Annotated in this window: 11 protein-coding genes; 10 read left to right on the forward strand and 1 reads right to left on the reverse strand. The window is 66.0% G+C overall.

The window, feature by feature from the left end:
- The first annotated feature begins 189 nt into the window (after positions 1–189).
- Genes Q9R34_RS02260 through cobA form a run of 6 tightly spaced genes read left to right on the forward strand, consistent with a single transcriptional unit; the run spans position 190 to position 10,602 of the window.
- On the forward strand, positions 190–1,440 hold the full coding sequence (locus Q9R34_RS02260; RefSeq protein WP_485892243.1) for a CmpA/NrtA family ABC transporter substrate-binding protein: 1,251 nt from the start codon (positions 190–192) through the stop codon (positions 1,438–1,440).
- A gap of 11 nt (positions 1,441–1,451) precedes the next feature.
- On the forward strand, positions 1,452–2,324 hold the full coding sequence (gene ntrB / locus Q9R34_RS02265) for a nitrate ABC transporter permease (protein ID WP_485892244.1): 873 nt from the start codon (positions 1,452–1,454) through the stop codon (positions 2,322–2,324).
- A gap of 9 nt (positions 2,325–2,333) precedes the next feature.
- Complete coding sequence (locus Q9R34_RS02270; RefSeq protein ID WP_485892245.1) at positions 2,334–3,119, forward strand: ABC transporter ATP-binding protein; 786 nt, start codon at positions 2,334–2,336, stop codon at positions 3,117–3,119.
- A gap of 12 nt (positions 3,120–3,131) precedes the next feature.
- Positions 3,132–7,196: a nitrite reductase large subunit NirB gene (gene nirB, locus Q9R34_RS02275; protein ID WP_485892246.1), complete on the forward strand. Its 4,065-nt coding sequence runs from the start codon at positions 3,132–3,134 to the stop codon at positions 7,194–7,196.
- Positions 7,193–9,793, forward strand: coding sequence for a nitrate reductase (locus tag Q9R34_RS02280; RefSeq protein ID WP_485892247.1), 2,601 nt, complete (start codon positions 7,193–7,195; stop codon positions 9,791–9,793). The genes nirB and Q9R34_RS02280 overlap by 4 nt, the downstream gene beginning before the upstream one ends.
- Positions 9,794–9,804: 11 nt before the next feature.
- Complete coding sequence (gene cobA, locus Q9R34_RS02285; protein ID WP_485892248.1) at positions 9,805–10,602, forward strand: uroporphyrinogen-III C-methyltransferase; 798 nt, start codon at positions 9,805–9,807, stop codon at positions 10,600–10,602.
- On the opposite strand, the gene Q9R34_RS02290 is transcribed toward cobA, so the two are convergent.
- Positions 10,599–11,417, reverse strand: a complete 819-nt coding sequence (locus Q9R34_RS02290) for a DeoR/GlpR family DNA-binding transcription regulator (protein ID WP_434125468.1) — start codon at positions 11,415–11,417, stop codon at positions 10,599–10,601. The genes cobA and Q9R34_RS02290 overlap by 4 nt on opposite strands.
- Positions 11,418–11,795: 378 nt before the next feature.
- Here Q9R34_RS02290 and Q9R34_RS02295 point away from each other — a divergent pair, with 378 nt between their 5' ends.
- Genes Q9R34_RS02295 through Q9R34_RS02310 form a run of 4 tightly spaced genes read left to right on the forward strand, consistent with a single transcriptional unit; the run spans position 11,796 to position 15,779 of the window.
- Positions 11,796–12,593, forward strand: coding sequence for a GolD/DthD family dehydrogenase (locus tag Q9R34_RS02295; protein WP_434125469.1), 798 nt, complete (start codon positions 11,796–11,798; stop codon positions 12,591–12,593).
- Between the two features lie 55 nt (positions 12,594–12,648).
- Positions 12,649–13,584, forward strand: a complete 936-nt coding sequence (locus tag Q9R34_RS02300) for a D-ribose ABC transporter substrate-binding protein (protein WP_033747606.1) — start codon at positions 12,649–12,651, stop codon at positions 13,582–13,584.
- 47 nt (positions 13,585–13,631) lie between these two features.
- A complete protein-coding gene (locus tag Q9R34_RS02305) occupies positions 13,632–14,243 on the forward strand; it encodes a DUF2291 family protein (protein WP_434125470.1) in 612 nt (203 codons plus the stop codon).
- A 9-nt stretch (positions 14,244–14,252) separates the two neighbouring features.
- Entirely contained in the window at positions 14,253–15,779 is a 1,527-nt protein-coding gene (locus tag Q9R34_RS02310) for a sugar ABC transporter ATP-binding protein (protein ID WP_434125471.1), read from the forward strand.
- The last annotated feature ends 46 nt before the right edge of the window (positions 15,780–15,825 follow it).

Consider the following 15,825-nt stretch of genomic DNA (forward strand, 5'->3'; position numbering starts at 1 on the left):
CTTCGCCGCGCCAGACCCTGCGCCAGCGCGGGCTTTCTAACCTGGCACGCTCCTTGCTGCAGTGTCAGGGAGTTCGCACTTCTTTCGCCAACGGCGGCGAAACAGTGCGTTGGATAAAGGCGTCCATCCGCATGCGCAGGCATGTCGGTCGGACGCCTTTTTTTATTCTCTTTTTTCAGGAAGCGAGCGATGAGCCACTCCTCTTTTTCCGCCTCACGGCGCAAGTTGTTACTCGCCGGTGCCGTCGCAGGCGGCGCATATCTGCTGCCGGGGCTGCGCAGCGCCGTCTGGGCCGCCGGTTCCGACGCGCCGGAGAAGGCGAGCCTGCGCGTCGGTTTTATCCCGCTCACCGACTGCGCGCCGGTAGTGATGGCGGCGGTGAAGGGCTTCGATAAAAAGTACGGCCTGACGCTGCAGCCGAGCAAAGAGGCGAGCTGGGCAGCGGTGCGCGACAAGCTCACCTCCGGCGAGCTGGACGCCGCCCACGCGCTCTACGGCATGATCTACGGCCTGCAGCTGGGCGTGGCGGGGCCGCAGCACGACATGGCCAACCTGATGACGCTCAACAACAATGGCCAGGCGATTACGCTCTCCAGCCAGCTTAAGGCGCAGGGCGTGACCGACGCCGCCAGCCTGAAGCAGGCGGTGGCGGCGCAGCCGAAAGGCGCCTTCAGCTTCGCCCATACCTTTCCCACCAGCACCCACGCCATGTGGCTCTACTACTGGCTCGCCAGCGCGGGCATTCATCCCTTTGACGACGTCCGCACCCTGGTGGTGCCGCCGCCGCAGATGGTGATGAACATGAAGATCGGCAACATGAGTGGGTTCTGCGTCGGCGAGCCGTGGAACCAGCGCGCCATCAGCGACAACATCGGCTTCACCGCCGCCACGTCGCAGCAGATCTGGCCGGAGCATCCCGAGAAGATCCTCGCCACCCGCGCCGAGTGGGTGAACAGGCACCCCAACAGCGCCCGCGCGCTGACCGCCGCGGTGCTCGAGGCGGCGCGCTGGATCGACGCCTCCGATGACAACCGCCGCGAAACGGCCGCCGTGCTGGCGCAGCGCGCCTGGATCAACACCAAAGTCGAGACGCTGGAGGGGCGCATGCTCGGCCAGTACCAGAACGGCCTCGGCAAAAGCTGGCAGGACGCGCACGCCATGCGCTTCTTTGGCGACGGCGCGGTGAGTTTCCCCTGGCTCTCCGACGGCATGTGGTTCCTGACGCAGATGAAGCGTTGGGGCCTGCTCAGCGCCGATCCTGACTATCTGGCGGTGGCGCGTCAGATTAACCGCATCGACATCTACAAACAGGCGGCAAGCGCCGTCGGCAACGTCGCGCTGCCGACGGGCGAACTGCGCAGCAGCACCCTGATGGACGGCAAAGTGTGGGACGGCAGCGATCCTGCCGCCTATGCCGCTGGCTTCGCCCTGAAACGCTAAGAGAGGCTGAGATGAAAAAAGTTGCGCAGATCGGCGCCCCAACCCCAACCGCCGTCGAAACCGGCACCGTCGTGACACTTAACCTGAAGCCGAAAAGCGCGGTGCGCCCGCCGCGCCTGCGTCCGCTGATGCAGCGGCTCATTCCGGCGCTCTGCGGCCTGCTGCTGATGCTGCTGGTGTGGCAGATTGCCGCGCTCTGGAGCAGCGGCTTTCCGACGCCGTACGCCACCTGGCAGGCGGCGCTGACGCTGTTCGCCGATCCTTTCTATAACGCCGGCCCAAACGACCAGGGTATCGGCTGGAACGTGCTCGCCTCGCTGCAGCGCGTCGCCGTCGGCTTTGGCCTGGCGGCGCTGGTGGGCATACCCGCCGGCTTTCTGCTCGGGCGCTTCACCTTTGTGTCGCGCATGTTCAGCCCGATTATTTCGCTGCTGCGTCCGGTCAGCCCGCTCGCCTGGCTGCCGATCGGCCTGCTGCTGTTCCAGCGCGCCGAACCCGCCTCCAGCTGGACCATTTTTATCTGCTCGATCTGGCCGATGGTGATCAACACCGCCGAAGGGGTGCAGCGCATCCCGCAGGACTATCTCAACGTGGCGCGCGTGCTGCAGCTTTCCGAGTGGACGGTGATGCGCCGCATCCTGTTTCCCGCCGTGCTGCCCGCGGTGCTCACCGGCGTGCGCCTCTCTATCGGCATCGCCTGGCTGGTGATCGTCGCGGCCGAAATGCTCACCGGCGGCCTCGGCATCGGCTTCTGGATCTGGAACGAGTGGAACAACCTCAACGTCGAGAACATCCTCATCGCCATTCTGATTATCGGCGTGGTGGGGCTGTTGCTGGAGCAGGGCCTGATGCTGCTGGCCCGCCGTTTTAGCTGGGATAAATAAGGAGCCGCTATGTCACCGATTATTCGCGTTCAGCAGGTCAGCCAGCGTTTCACCACCGCGGGCGGCGACTTTCTCGCCCTGGATAACGTCTCATTCGATATTCACGAAGGGGAGACGGTGAGCCTGATCGGCCACTCCGGCTGCGGCAAATCGACGCTGCTCAACCTGATCGCCGGACTCACCGCGCCAAGCAGCGGCGTGCTGCTGTGCGACAACCGCGAAATCGCCGGGCCCGGCCCGGAGCGCGCGGTGGTGTTTCAGAACCACTCGCTGCTGCCCTGGCTGACCGCCTGGCAGAACGTGGAGCTGGCGGTGCGCCAGGTCTTTAAAGGCCGCATGAGCAACGCGGAGATGGCGGAGTGGATCGAGCACAACCTGAACCGGGTGCAGATGAGCCATGCGATGCACAAGCGCCCCGGCGAGATCTCCGGCGGCATGAAGCAGCGCGTCGGCATTGCGCGCGCGCTGGCGATGAAGCCGCGCGTGCTGCTGCTCGACGAGCCGTTCGGCGCGCTCGACGCCCTGACGCGCGCGCATCTGCAGGAGAGCGTGATGCGCATCCAGCAGGAGCTGAACACCACCATTGTGCTGATCACCCACGACGTCGACGAGGCGGTGCTGCTCTCCGACCGGGTGCTGATGATGACCAACGGTCCGGCGGCGAAGGTGGGCGACATCCTGACCATCGATCTCGCCAGGCCGCGCGCGCGGATCGCGCTGGCGGAGGAGGCGCGCTACCACCAGCTGCGCCAGCAGATCCTGCACTTTCTCTATGAAAAACAGACCGCCGCCTGAGGAGCCGCAGAGATGAAGCAACGGCTGCTGGTAGTGGGCAACGGCATGGCGGGGATGCGCATGGTGGAAAGCCTGCTGCGCCTCGCGCCGGATCGTTACGCCATCACCGTGATCGGGCGCGAGCCGCACGGCAACTACAACCGGGTGCTGCTTTCGCCGGTGCTGGCGGGCGAGCAGCCCTTCGAGGAGACGCTGATCCACGCGCCCGACTGGTATCCGCAGCACGGCGTCACGCTGCTGGCGGGGGAAACGGTGCTGAAGATCGACCTCGCGGCGCGGCGGCTGGAGACCGACCGACGCGCGCTGGCGTGGGATCGGCTGGTGTTCGCCACCGGATCGCGCCCGCGGCTGCCCGCGATACCCGGCGTCGACCGGCCGCAGGTCTTTGGCTTTCGCAGTAAAGCGGACGTCGACGCGCTGCTGGCCGGAATGGGGCCGGTGGTGGTGCTGGGCGGCGGCTTTCTCGGCATCGAAGCGGCCGCCGCGCTGCGCGCCCGGGGGCGCGACGTGACGCTGCTGCACCACAAAAGCTGGCTGCTGGATCGCCAGCTCGACGCCGAGGCGGGCGCGCTGCTCCTTGCGCAGCTCAGGTCGCGCGGCCTGCAGGTCGTGCTTAACAGCGGGCTGGCGGCGGTGACGGAAACCGGCGTCGTGCTCACGGATGGCCGCGCGCTACCCGCCGCGCAGGTGGTGATCGCCATCGGCGTCGAGCCGGAGATCGCCGTCGCGGCGGCGGCGGGGGTGCCGTGCCATCGCGGCATCGTCGTGGATCGCCAGCTGCGCAGCGCGCTGCCCGGCGTTTACGCCCTCGGCGAGTGCTGCGAAATCGGCGGCGAGACCGTCGGCCTGGTGGCGCCCTGCCTGGCGCAGGCGGCGGTGCTGGCGGCGCAGCTGGCCGGGCAGCCGGTGGCGGATTTCCGCCACCAGGTTGACGGCACCCGCCTCAAGGTCAGCGGCATTTCACTGTTTAGCGCGGGCGACATCCGCGAGGCGGAGAGCTGCGTCAGCGTCGATCCCCTGACGGGCGACTACCGCCGTCTCTTTCTGCGCGACGGCCGGTTGAGCGGCGTGCTGCTCTACGGCGACTGTCGCCAGGCCGCGCCGTTGCTGGCGAAACTGCAGGCGGGCGAGCGCGCCGCGCTCCACACCCTTTTTGATACTTCACCCGAATCGCAGCCGCAGGCTGCAGGAAGCCCGATGATGAGTAAACCGGTATTAGCCGTGGTCGGTCACGGCATGGTCAGCCACCATTTCCTCGAACAGCTGGTGGCGCGCGCGCTGCACCAGCGCTATCACATCGTGGTCTACGGCGAAGAGCGGCTGCCCGCCTATGATCGCGTCCATCTCTCATCCTGGTTCGACGGCAAAAGCGCCGCCGATCTGTCGCTGGTCAGCGAGGATTTTTTTGCGGCGCACGGCATCGAATTGCGCAGCAACTGCCGGGTGGTGGCGATCGATCGCCAGCAGCGCAGCCTGCGCGACAGCCGCGGCGACGAGCTGGCGTGGGACAGACTGGTGCTCGCCACCGGCTCCCGTCCCTTTGTGCCGCCGATCCCCGGCCACGACGACCCGCGCTGCTTCGTCTACCGCACGCTGGACGATCTCGACGCTATTGCCGCCTGTGCGCGCCGCAGCCGGCGCGGCGTGGTGATCGGCGGCGGCCTGCTGGGGCTGGAGGCGGCCAACGCGCTGCGCCAGCTCGGGCTGGAGACCCACGTGGTCGAATTCGCGCCGCGCCTGATGGCGGTGCAGCTGGATGACGGCGGCGCGCAGATGCTGCGGCGTAAAATCGACGCGCTCGGCGTGCAGGTGCACACCGCGAAGCAGACGGAAGCCCTGGTGCGCGAGGCGGACGACAGCCTGACGCTGCGCTTCGCCGACGGTGAATCGCTCAACGTTGACATGGTGCTCTTTTCGGTGGGCATCCGCCCGCGTGACGAGCTGGCGCACGCGGCGGGCGTGACGCTCGGGCCGCGCGGCGGCATCGCCATTAACGATCTGTGCCAGACCAGCGATGAGGCGGTGTTCGCCATCGGCGAGTGCGCGCTGTGGAACGGGCAGATTTTCGGTCTGGTGGCGCCTGGCTACCAGATGGCGCGCGCGCTGGCCGGGCACCTCGCCGGCGAGGCGAGCCGGTTTACCGGCGCCGATATGAGCACCAGGCTCAAGCTGCTGGGGGTTGAGGTCGCCTCGTTCGGCGACGCTCACGGCCGCACGCCGGGCAGCCAGAGCTACTACTGGACCGACGAGCCTAAAGGGATATACAAGAAAATCGTGGTGTGCGGCGCGGGCAAAAGCCTGCTGGGCGGCGTGCTGGTGGGCGACAGCGCCGACTACAGCACGCTGCTGCAGATGATGCTCAACCAGATGGCGCTGCCCGCCGCGCCGGAGAGCCTGATCCTGCCCGCGCTGGCGGACGCGCCGGGGCGGGCGCTGGGCGTGGCGGCGCTGCCGGAGAACGCGCAGGTCTGCTCCTGCCACAGCGTCAGCAAGGGGGAGATCTGCGCCGCGGTGCAGGCGGGCTGCGGCGATATGGCGGCGATCAAGCAGTGCACCCGCGCCGCCACCGGCTGCGGCGGCTGCTCGGCGCTGGTGAAACAGGTGATGGAGCACCAGCTGGCGACCCTCGGCGTCGAGGTGAAAAAAGATATCTGTGAACATTTCGCCTGGTCGCGGCAGGAGCTTTATCACCTGATGCGCGTCGGCGAGCTGAAAAGCTGGGAGGCGCTGCTGGCGGCGCACGGGCGCGGCCACGGCTGCGAGGTCTGCAAGCCGCTGGCGGCGTCGCTGCTCGCCTCCTGCTGGAACGACTACCTGCTGACGCCAGCGCACCTGCCGCTGCAGGAGACCAACGATCGCTACTTCGCCAATATTCAGAAAGATGGCAGCTACTCCGTGGTGCCGCGCGTGCCGGGCGGCGAGATCACCCCGCAGGGGCTGATCGCCATCGGCGAAGTGGCGGCGCGCTTCGATCTCTACACCAAAATCACCGGCGGCCAGCGCATCGATCTCTTTGGCGCGCGGCTGGATCAGCTGCCCGCCATCTGGGAAGCGCTGCTGGCGGCGGGCTTTGAGACCGGCCACGCCTACGGCAAATCGCTGCGCACGGTGAAATCCTGCGTCGGCTCCAGCTGGTGCCGCTACGGCGTGCAGGACTCGACCGCCTTCGCCATCGCGCTGGAGCATCGCTACAAAGGGCTGCGCGCGCCGCACAAGATCAAGATGGCGGTGTCGGGCTGCACCCGCGAGTGCGCCGAAGCGCAGAGCAAAGATATCGGCGTGATCGCCACCGAGAAGGGCTGGAATCTCTACGTCTGCGGCAACGGCGGCATGAAGCCGCGCCACGCCGATCTCTTCGCCAGCGATCTCGACAGCGAAACGCTGATCCGCTACGTCGACCGTATCCTGATGTTCTACGTGCGCACCGCCGACCGGCTGCAGCGCACCAGCGTCTGGATGGATAACCTTGAGGGCGGGCTCGACTACCTGCGCCAGGTGGTGATAGAGGACAGTCTCGGCCTCGCGGCGACGCTGGAGGCGGAGATGCAGCAGGTGGTCGACAGCTACCAGTGCGAATGGCAAACCACGCTGGCGGATCCGTCGCGGCGCGCGCTCTTTACCGCCGCCGTAAACGGCGGGGGAGCGGATGAGGGGCTGCGTTACGATCGGGTGCGGGATCAGCGGCAGCCCGCGACGCCGGCGCGCATTGCGCTGCGCGAGCTGCCAGCCGACCCCTGGAGCGCGCTGTGCGATCTCGCGGCGGTGCCGCCGCAGGCGGGCATCGGGGCGCGCCTTGGCAGCGAGCGCATCGCGCTGTTCCGCTTCGGCGACGACCTTTACGCGCTGGAGGATCGCGAGCCGGGCAGCGAGGTCAGCGTGCTGTCGCGCGGCATCCTCGGCGACGTGGCGGGCGAGCCGGTGGTGATCTCGCCGCTTTACAAGCAGCGCGTGCGGTTGCGCGACGGGCAGAGCCTCGACAATCCGCAGCACCAGCTGCGCTGCTGGCCGGTGAAGCTGGAAGCGGGGCGCATCTGGGTGGCGAACCGGCCGCTGAACCTGATGGCGGAGGCCTCATGAAGAGCACCTGCCCCTACTGTGGCGTGGGCTGCGGCGTCAGCGTAGGCGACGACGGCGCCGTCACCGGCGACGGCAGCCATCCGGCCAACTTTGGCCGCCTGTGCGTCAAAGGCGCGGCGCTGGGCGAGACCCTGCATGCCAGCGGGCGGCTGCTGCGGGCGCGGGTCGACGGCGAGCCGGTTGCGCTGGCGCACGCGCTGGAGAGCGCCGCGGCGCGCCTGCGCGCCATTATCGAACAGCACGGCCCGGAGGCGGTGGCGATCTACGCCTCCGGCCAGCTGCTCACCGAGGATTACTACGTCGCCAACAAGCTGATGAAGGGCTATCTCGGTGCGGCCAATATCGACACCAACTCACGCCTCTGCATGGCCTCGGCGGTGGTCGGCTACAAGCGCGCCTTCGGCGCCGACGCGGTGCCCTGCTGCTATGAGGATTTCGCCGAGGCGGATCTGGTGGTGCTGGTGGGCTCCAACGCCGCCTGGACCCATCCGGTGGCCTATCAGCGGCTGGCGCAGGCGAAGCAGCAGCGCCCGGCGCTGCGCGTGGTGACGATCGATCCGCGCCGCACCGCCAGCGCCGACCTGGCGGATCTGCATCTGCCGCTGCGTCCAGGCAGCGACGGCGCGCTGTTTAGCGGGCTGCTTAACTGGCTGGCGCAGCATCGCGCCATCGACAGCAGCATGCTGCCGCACCTGAACGGCGTCGAAGAGACGCTGGCGGCGGCGCAGCCCTGGACGCTGGCGCGCGCGGCGGCCGCCTGCGAACTGGACAGCGGCCTGCTGGCGCAGTTCTACCAGCTGTTTACCGACAGCGATCGCGTGCTCACGCTCTGGTGCATGGGCATCAACCAGTCGGCCGCTGGCAGCGACCATAACAACGCGATTATTAACGTCCATCTGCTGAGCGGCAAGCTGGGCCGCGCGGGCTGCGGCCCTTTTTCGCTGACCGGACAGCCTAACGCCATGGGCGGACGCGAGGTGGGCGGGCTGGCGAATCAGCTGGCGGCGCATATGGGCTTCAGCGACGTGGAATGCGACCGGCTGCAGCGCTTCTGGCGCAGTCCGACGGTGGCGCGGCGGCCCGGGCTTACCGCCGTCGCGCTGTTCGAGGCGGTGGCGCGCGGTGAGGTGAAGGCGGTGTGGATCCTCGGCACGAATCCGGCGGCGTCGATGCCGGAAGGCAACCGCGTGGCGCAGGCGCTGGCCGCGTGCCCGCTGGTGATCGTCTCCGACGTGATGGCAGACACCGACACCACGGCGTTCGCCGATATTCTGCTGCCCGCGCTCGGCTGGGGCGAGAAAAACGGCACCGTCACCAACTCCGAACGGCGCATCTCGCGCCAGCGCGCCTTTGTGCCGCCGCCCGGCGAGGCGAAGCCCGACTGGTGGCTGCTGGCGCAGGTGGCGCAGCGGCTCGGCTTTGGCGACGCCTTCGGCTGGCAGCATCCGGCAGAGATTTTTCGCGAGCACGCCGCGCTCTCCGGCTTTGAAAATCACGGCCAGCGCGCGTTCGACATCAGCGGGCTGGCGCAGCTCAGCGACGACGCCTGGGACCGGCTGAAACCGGTGCAGTGGCCGGTCAACGCGCGCTTTCCCGAGGGCTGCGCGCGACTGTTTGGCGATCGCCGCTTTTACCATGCCGACGGCAACGCGCGGCTGTTGCCCTGCGCTGCGCCGCTGGAGCGCGCGGGCGACGACGCCTATCCGCTGCTGATGAACAGCGGACGTATTCGCGACCAGTGGCACACCATGACGCGCACCGGCGCGGTGCCGCGCCTGATGCAGCATATCGACGAGCCCTTTATCGCGCTGCATCCCGCGACGGCGCAGCGCTGGGGCCTTGCCGATGGCGAGCTGGCCCGGGTGCAGTCGGCGCGCGGCTGGATGGCGGCGCGGGTGCGTGTCGACAGCGGTATGCGTCTTAACGAGCTGTTTGCGCCGATGCACTGGAACCGTCAGTTTGCGCTGCAGAGCCATGTTGACGCGCTGGTGACGGCGCGCTGCTGTCCCGCGTCGGGCCAGCCGGCGCTGAAGCAGACGGCGGTGCGCATCCAGCCGCTCTCTGCCGGCTGGCAGGGCTGGCTGTGGCAGCGCAATATCAAGGCGCCCGCCGGGCTGCGCTACTGGGCACGCGCGCCGCAGGCGGGCGCGCAGCGGCTGACGCTGGCGGGCGACGGCACCGCGCGCGACTGGGCGCAGGCGCAGCTGGCGACGCAGAACATGCAGCTGCAGCAGGCGGTGGGCGCGGCGGGAGAGTACCGGCTGCTGGCGTGGCGCGAGGGCGAGCTGCAGCTGGCATTCTACGCCGCGCCGCGCCTGCCGAGGCTTGACCATGCCTTCATCACCGCCGCCTTCCGCGCGCCGCCCGCCGACGCCGCCGGACGCTTTGCGCTACTGGCGGGGTGTCGCGGGCAGGGCAGCGACGCGGGGCGCATTATCTGCAGCTGTTTCGGCGTGGGCGAAACGGCGATCCGGCAGGCGATAGCGCAGGGCTGCGACTCGCCTGCGGCGCTCGGCAGCGCGCTGCAGTGCGGCACCGGCTGCGGCTCCTGCCTTCCTGAACTGAAACAGCTGTTATTCACGCCAGCCACGGCGTAACGGAGAGCGCGATGACTTTTGCGATCGATTCACTGAACAAACTGCTGTCGAACGGCGGCGAGCAGGGGCGGGTCTGGCTGGTTGGCGCCGGGCCGGGCGACGTCGAGCTGCTGACGGTAAAAGCGCTGCGGCTGCTGCATCAGGCGGAGGTGGTGGTCTATGACCGGCTGGTGAGCGAGGCGGTGATGGCGGAGGTGCCGACCTCGGCGCTCTGCATCGACGTCGGCAAGCAGCCCGGCCGTCACGGCATGAAGCAGGGCGAGATCAACCAGCTGCTGGCGGATCTGGCGCGCGGCGGCCGCGAAGTGGTGCGGCTGAAGGGCGGCGATCCCTTTATCTTCGGACGCGGCGGCGAAGAGCTGGCGTTTCTGCAGCAGGCGCAGGTGCGCTGCGAGGTGGTGCCGGGTATCACTGCCGCCGTGGGCTGCGCCGCCGCCAGCCGCATCCCGCTGACGCACCGCGACTGCGCGCAGTCGCTGCGGCTGATCACCGGCCACGGCAAGCTGGGCGAGCCACAGCTGGCGGATCGGGCCTGTGGCGACCCGCATGAAACCCTGGTGTTCTATATGGGGCTGCGCTGGAGCGCCTCTATCGCCGCCCAGCTGCAGAAGCAGGGGCGCGCGGGCGATACGCCGGTGGCGATTGTCGAGAACGGCACGCGCGCGGATCAGCGGGTGTTAATCACCTCGCTGGCCGAGCTGGCGCAGACGGTGGCGCAGCAGCGGCCGGTTTCGCCATCGCTGCTGATTGTCGGCGAGGTGGTGCGCTACGCTACAACGACGCAGCAGGCCACCGCCGCGCAGGCCTAGATCGCACGCCGCTGCGCCTGCGGCAGCGACGCCACCAGCACGTTGACGCCAAGCGCCTCAAAGGCGGCGATCTGCGCCGCGCTGATGCCGTCGTCGGTGATCAGATAGTGGATATGGCTCCAGTCGCAGGGCAGCGCGAACATCGACACCTTGTCGATTTTGCTGGAGTCCGCCACCACGTAGACCGTGCTGGCGGAGTTGATCATCGCCATTTTCACCTTGATGTCGGTTTCGCTGGGGAAGCTGAGCCCAAGGCGCGGCGAAATGCAGGCGGTGGCGAGAAACAGCTTCTGCGCCAGCACGTTTTCAAAAAAGCTCGCCGCCTTTTCGCCGGAGGTGGAGAGGGTCGGGAATTTAAAGGTGCCGCCGGTGAGCAGGATGTTGATGCCCGGCTCGCCGCCCAGCTTGAGCGCGATATTCACCGCCGTGGTCACCACCGAAAGGCGGCGAATATGGCCGATCGCCTCAGCGATGGCGGTGGTCGTGGTGCCTGAATCGAAAATCACCGTGTCGCCGTTTTCGATATGCTGCGCCGCCAGTCGGCCGATCGCCTCTTTTTCCTCCAGATGGGTCTGCCGCTCCAGCAGCAGCGCGCCGGTATTCTGCTTGCCGGTCATCAGGGTGGCGCCGCCGTGATAGCGCTGCACAAACCCCTGCTTTTGCAGCATTCTCAGGTCGGTACGGATAGTCGCCTCCGTCAGACCGAACGCCTCCGTCAGCGCCTTAACCGTCACCGTGCCATCTTCGCGGATCATCTCCAGAATCTTTTCGCGGCGCTGCTGCATATCGGCAAGCTGCTCAGTTTTGCTTTTCAATCGAAACGCTCCCTCTTCTCAACCACGGTTATATCCGGCGAATAGATGCCTGACGCTGAGTTTACCCCGCGCTTTTGACGAATGCGAGGCAGTGCGGTGCGCTATTGGATTTCGAACGAAAATGAATGTCTTGCATCCCTTTGAAAGCGCAGGGTTCACATAGCGCCTTTATCCATGCCGCCTAAAGGCTTATCAGGCTATATTACGCGAAAACAAGGGGATAAAAATAATTTTTGCGAGGTGTATGAAATTTGATCTCACCCACATACCATTGCGATTCGATAGCTTATATTTTTGTTCGAAAATCAAATAGCCATACGCCCGGGTAAATCCGTTTCAACAGGAGCGGCCGCTGGCAACGACACAAGTGAGGAAAGGATGAGCAGCGAATATGACGTAAACCTGCGCTACGGCGTCAACAGCGCGATGGATCTTGGCGGCAAAGTGGCAGTGGTGACCGGCGGACTTGGGGGCATCGCCATGGCGAGCAACGAGATGCTGCTGGCGAAAGGGGCGCGTCTGGCGCTGCTTTATCCCCCTTTCGAAGCGGAAAAGGTCGCCGGCCTGCGCGACAGCTTCGACGCCGACAAGGTGCAGTTTGTCACCTGCGACGTCACCGACCCGGCCTCGGTCGAGCAGGCGTTCGACGCGGTGACACAGCACTATGGCCAGATCGATATCCTGGTTAACTGCGCTGGCTATGTGATGCTGCAGCCGGTGCTGGAAACCGATTTCGCCGAATGGCAGAAGCAGATCGCCGTCAACCTGACCGGGCCGTTTCTCTGCGCGCAGGCGGCGGGCAAACGCATGGTCGCGGCGGGCAAGGGGGGCAAAATCATCAATATCGCCTCACAGGCGGCGTCGATTGCCATCGATAACCACGTCGCCTACACCTCCGCGAAGGCGGGGCTGCTCGGCATGACCAAGGTGATGGCGAAAGAGTTCGCGCCGCACCGCATTAACGTAAATACCCTGTCGCCTACCGTGGTGCTGACGCCGATGGGCGAAAAAGCCTGGCGCGGCGAGAAGGGCGAAGCGATGAAAAAGCTGATCCCGCTAGGCCGCTTCGCCTACACCGACGAAATCGCCGCCGCCGTGCTGTTTTTCGCCAGCAACGGCAGCGACATGATTACCGGCGCCGATCTGATGATCGATGGCGGCTTCACCATCTGGTAATGCAGCACCCGCCCCAACGCCTTACCCCCCTACAAATAGAAGAGAGAATATCACTATGAAAATCCGCTCCCTGCTGTGCACCGCGATCGCCGCCAGCCTCTTCTCCAGCGCCGGCTTCGCGGCGGAGAAAGGCACCATCATGATCCTCGTTAACTCGCTGGATAACCCCTATTACGCCTCGGAGGCCAAGGGCGCCAACCTCAAGGCGCAAGAGCTGGGCTACAAAACCTCGGTGCTGTCGCACGGCGAAGACGTGAAGAAGCAGAGCGAGCTGATCGACGCCGCCATCGGCAAAAAAGTGCAGGGCATTATTCTGGATAACGCCGACTCCACCGCCAGCGTCGCGGCGATCAAAAAGGCCAAAGAGGCCGGGATCCCGGTGGTGCTGATTAACCGCGAAATTCCGGTCGATGACGTTGCGCTGGAGCAGATCACCCATAACAACTTCCAGGCCGGCTCCGACGTCGCCACCGTATTCGTCGAGAAGATGGGCGAGAAGGGCAAATATGCCGAGCTGACCTGCAACCTGGCCGACAACAACTGCGTGACGCGGTCGAAATCCTTCCATCAGGTGCTGGACCAGTATCCCGATATGCAGAGCGTGGCGCGCCAGGATGCGAAAGGCACCCTGATCGACGGCAAGCGCATTATGGACAGCATTCTGCAGGCGCATCCCGATGTGAAAGGGGTGATCTGCGGCAACGGACCGGTGGCGCTGGGGGCGATTGCCGCCTTGAAGGCGGCGGGCCGTAACGACGTCACCGTGGTGGGCATTGACGGCAGCAACGACGAGCGCGACGCGGTGAAGGCGGGCACGCTGAAAGCCACGGTGATGCTGCAGGCGCAGGCGATCGCCGCACAGGGCGTCACCGATCTGGATAACTTTATTCAGAAAGGGGTGAAGCCGGCGAAGCAGCGCGTGATGTTCCGCGGCATTCTGATTACGCCGGATAACGCCAGCGGCGTGCAGGACTTCAACTTTAAGTCGTAATCCCCCTTGCAGCCGCGCCCGTCCGGGACGGGCGTCAGGAGAATCCCATGCACAGACGACTCTGGCTTCTGCTTCCGATGATGGTGCTCAGCGGTTGCCGCATTGTGTCGCAGCAGGAGCTGGCGGACCTGAAAAATCCGCCGAACCCGAAGATGGCGAATATCGCCCAGACCTGGCGCGAACAGCTGGTGCCGCAGGTGCAGCGCGACGCGAAGCCCGCGGGCGACCTGCTGAAGGCGCTGCAGGCGGCGAAAGATTTCGACACCGCCTGCAGCACGCTGGGCTATCGCAGCCAGGCGGAAAACCCCTGCGTGTTTAGCGTCCGCGTCAGCGGCGAAGTAACGGCGGTCAATACCACGTCGCGCAGCGGCCGCATGACGGTCAAAGAGGCCTCGGGCGACAACATCACGGTGCAGACTGGGCCGATTATTCCCGGCACCGCGCTGCGCGACGCCTATAAAGGGGCCAGCTATCAGGATTTTAACGACCAGGTGCTGTTCGGCGACTACGGCCGCGCCATCAATCAGCAGGCCTCCGACATGATGACCGCCTTCAAGCCGAAAGTGGGCGACAAGGTGCAGCTGACGGGCGTATTCAGCAGCTGGGATGTGCCGCAGCAGATCCCGAACGTGACGCCTGTCGCCATCGCGCGGCAGTAAGGAGCGGTTATGCAGCATTCACACGCAACCGGCGAGGTGATTATCGAGACGCGCGGCCTGTCGCGCATCTATCCCGGCGTCACCGCGCTCGATCAGGTCAACTACCGCGTCTATCGCAACAAGGTCAACGTGCTGATTGGCGAAAACGGCGCGGGCAAATCCACCATGATGAAGATGCTGGCCGGGGTCGAGACCCCCTCCAGCGGCGAGATCCTGCTCGACGGCGAGCCGGTATCGCTCTCCTCGACGCACCAGGCGGAAAAACAGGGCATCAGCATCATCTTTCAGGAGCTGAACCTGTTCCCCAACATGAACGTGATGGACAACATTTTCATCGCCAACGAGTTCTTCCAGCGCGGCGTGATCAACGAGAAGTATCAGTATGCGCTGGCGAAGTCGCTGCTGGAGCGGCTGGAGCTGGATGTCGATCCCTATGCGCCGCTGGGCGAGCTGGGCATCGGCCATCAGCAGCTGGTGGAGATCGCGCGGGCGCTCTCGAAAGATACGCGCGTGCTGATTATGGATGAGCCGACCAGCGCGCTCAGCCAGTCGGAGGTGAAGGTGCTGTTCAACGTGATTGAGCAGCTGAAGCGGCGCGGCGTCACCATCATCTATATCTCGCACCGGCTGGAGGAGCTGATGGCGATCGGCGACCACATCACCATCTTCCGCGACGGCCGCTTTATCAGCGAGCGCGAGGTGCGCGACGCCAGCGTGCCCTGGATTATCGAACAGATGGTTGGCGACAAGAAAAAGCACTTCGACTATCAGGCGGCGGCGCAGGGCGAAACGGTGCTGGAGGTAGACGGCCTGACCGCGCTGCACCAGAACGGCGGCTACCGGCTCAACGAGGTCAGCTTCTCGCTGCGCAAAGGGGAGGTGATCGGCATTTATGGCCTGCTGGGCGCCGGGCGCACCGAGCTGTTCAAAGGGCTGATCGGCCTGATGCACTGCCAGTCGGGCAAGGTGCGGCTGGCGGGCAGCGCGCTGGAGCGGTGCAGCTTTCAGCAGCGGCTGAAGCGTGGCATCACGCTGGTGCCCGAGGATCGCCAGGGGGAAGGCGTGGTGCAGCTGATGTCGATCACCGCCAATATGACGCTGACCGATCTCAGCCTGCGCGGCTTTCGCCGCGCGCTGCGCCTGCTGCATCCGGCCAAAGAGAAGCGGCGTGTCGACGAGATGATCCAGCATCTGGCGATCAAGGTCAGCGATCCCGAGCTGCCGATTACCTCGCTGAGCGGCGGCAACCAGCAGAAGGTGGTGCTGGGCAAGGCGCTGATGACCGGGCCGCAGGTGGTGCTGCTGGACGAGCCGACGCGCGGCATCGACGTCGGCGCGAAAACCGACGTCTATCACCTGATTGGCACGCTGGCGCAGCAGGGGCTGGCGGTGATGTTCTCCTCTTCCGAGCTGGATGAGGTGATGGCGCTGGCAGACCGCGTGCTGGTGATGGCCGACGGCCGTATCACCGCCGATTTACCCCGCGCTGAGGTCACGCGCGAAAAACTGATTACGGCCTCGACGCCGCATGACTAAGCCGCCGGTTTACCAGGCATGACGGGCGACGTCGCTCGCCCGCAGG

It is taken from the genome of Enterobacter sp. BRE11, assembly GCF_031844285.1.
Lineage (GTDB): Bacteria > Pseudomonadota > Gammaproteobacteria > Enterobacterales > Enterobacteriaceae > Pantoea.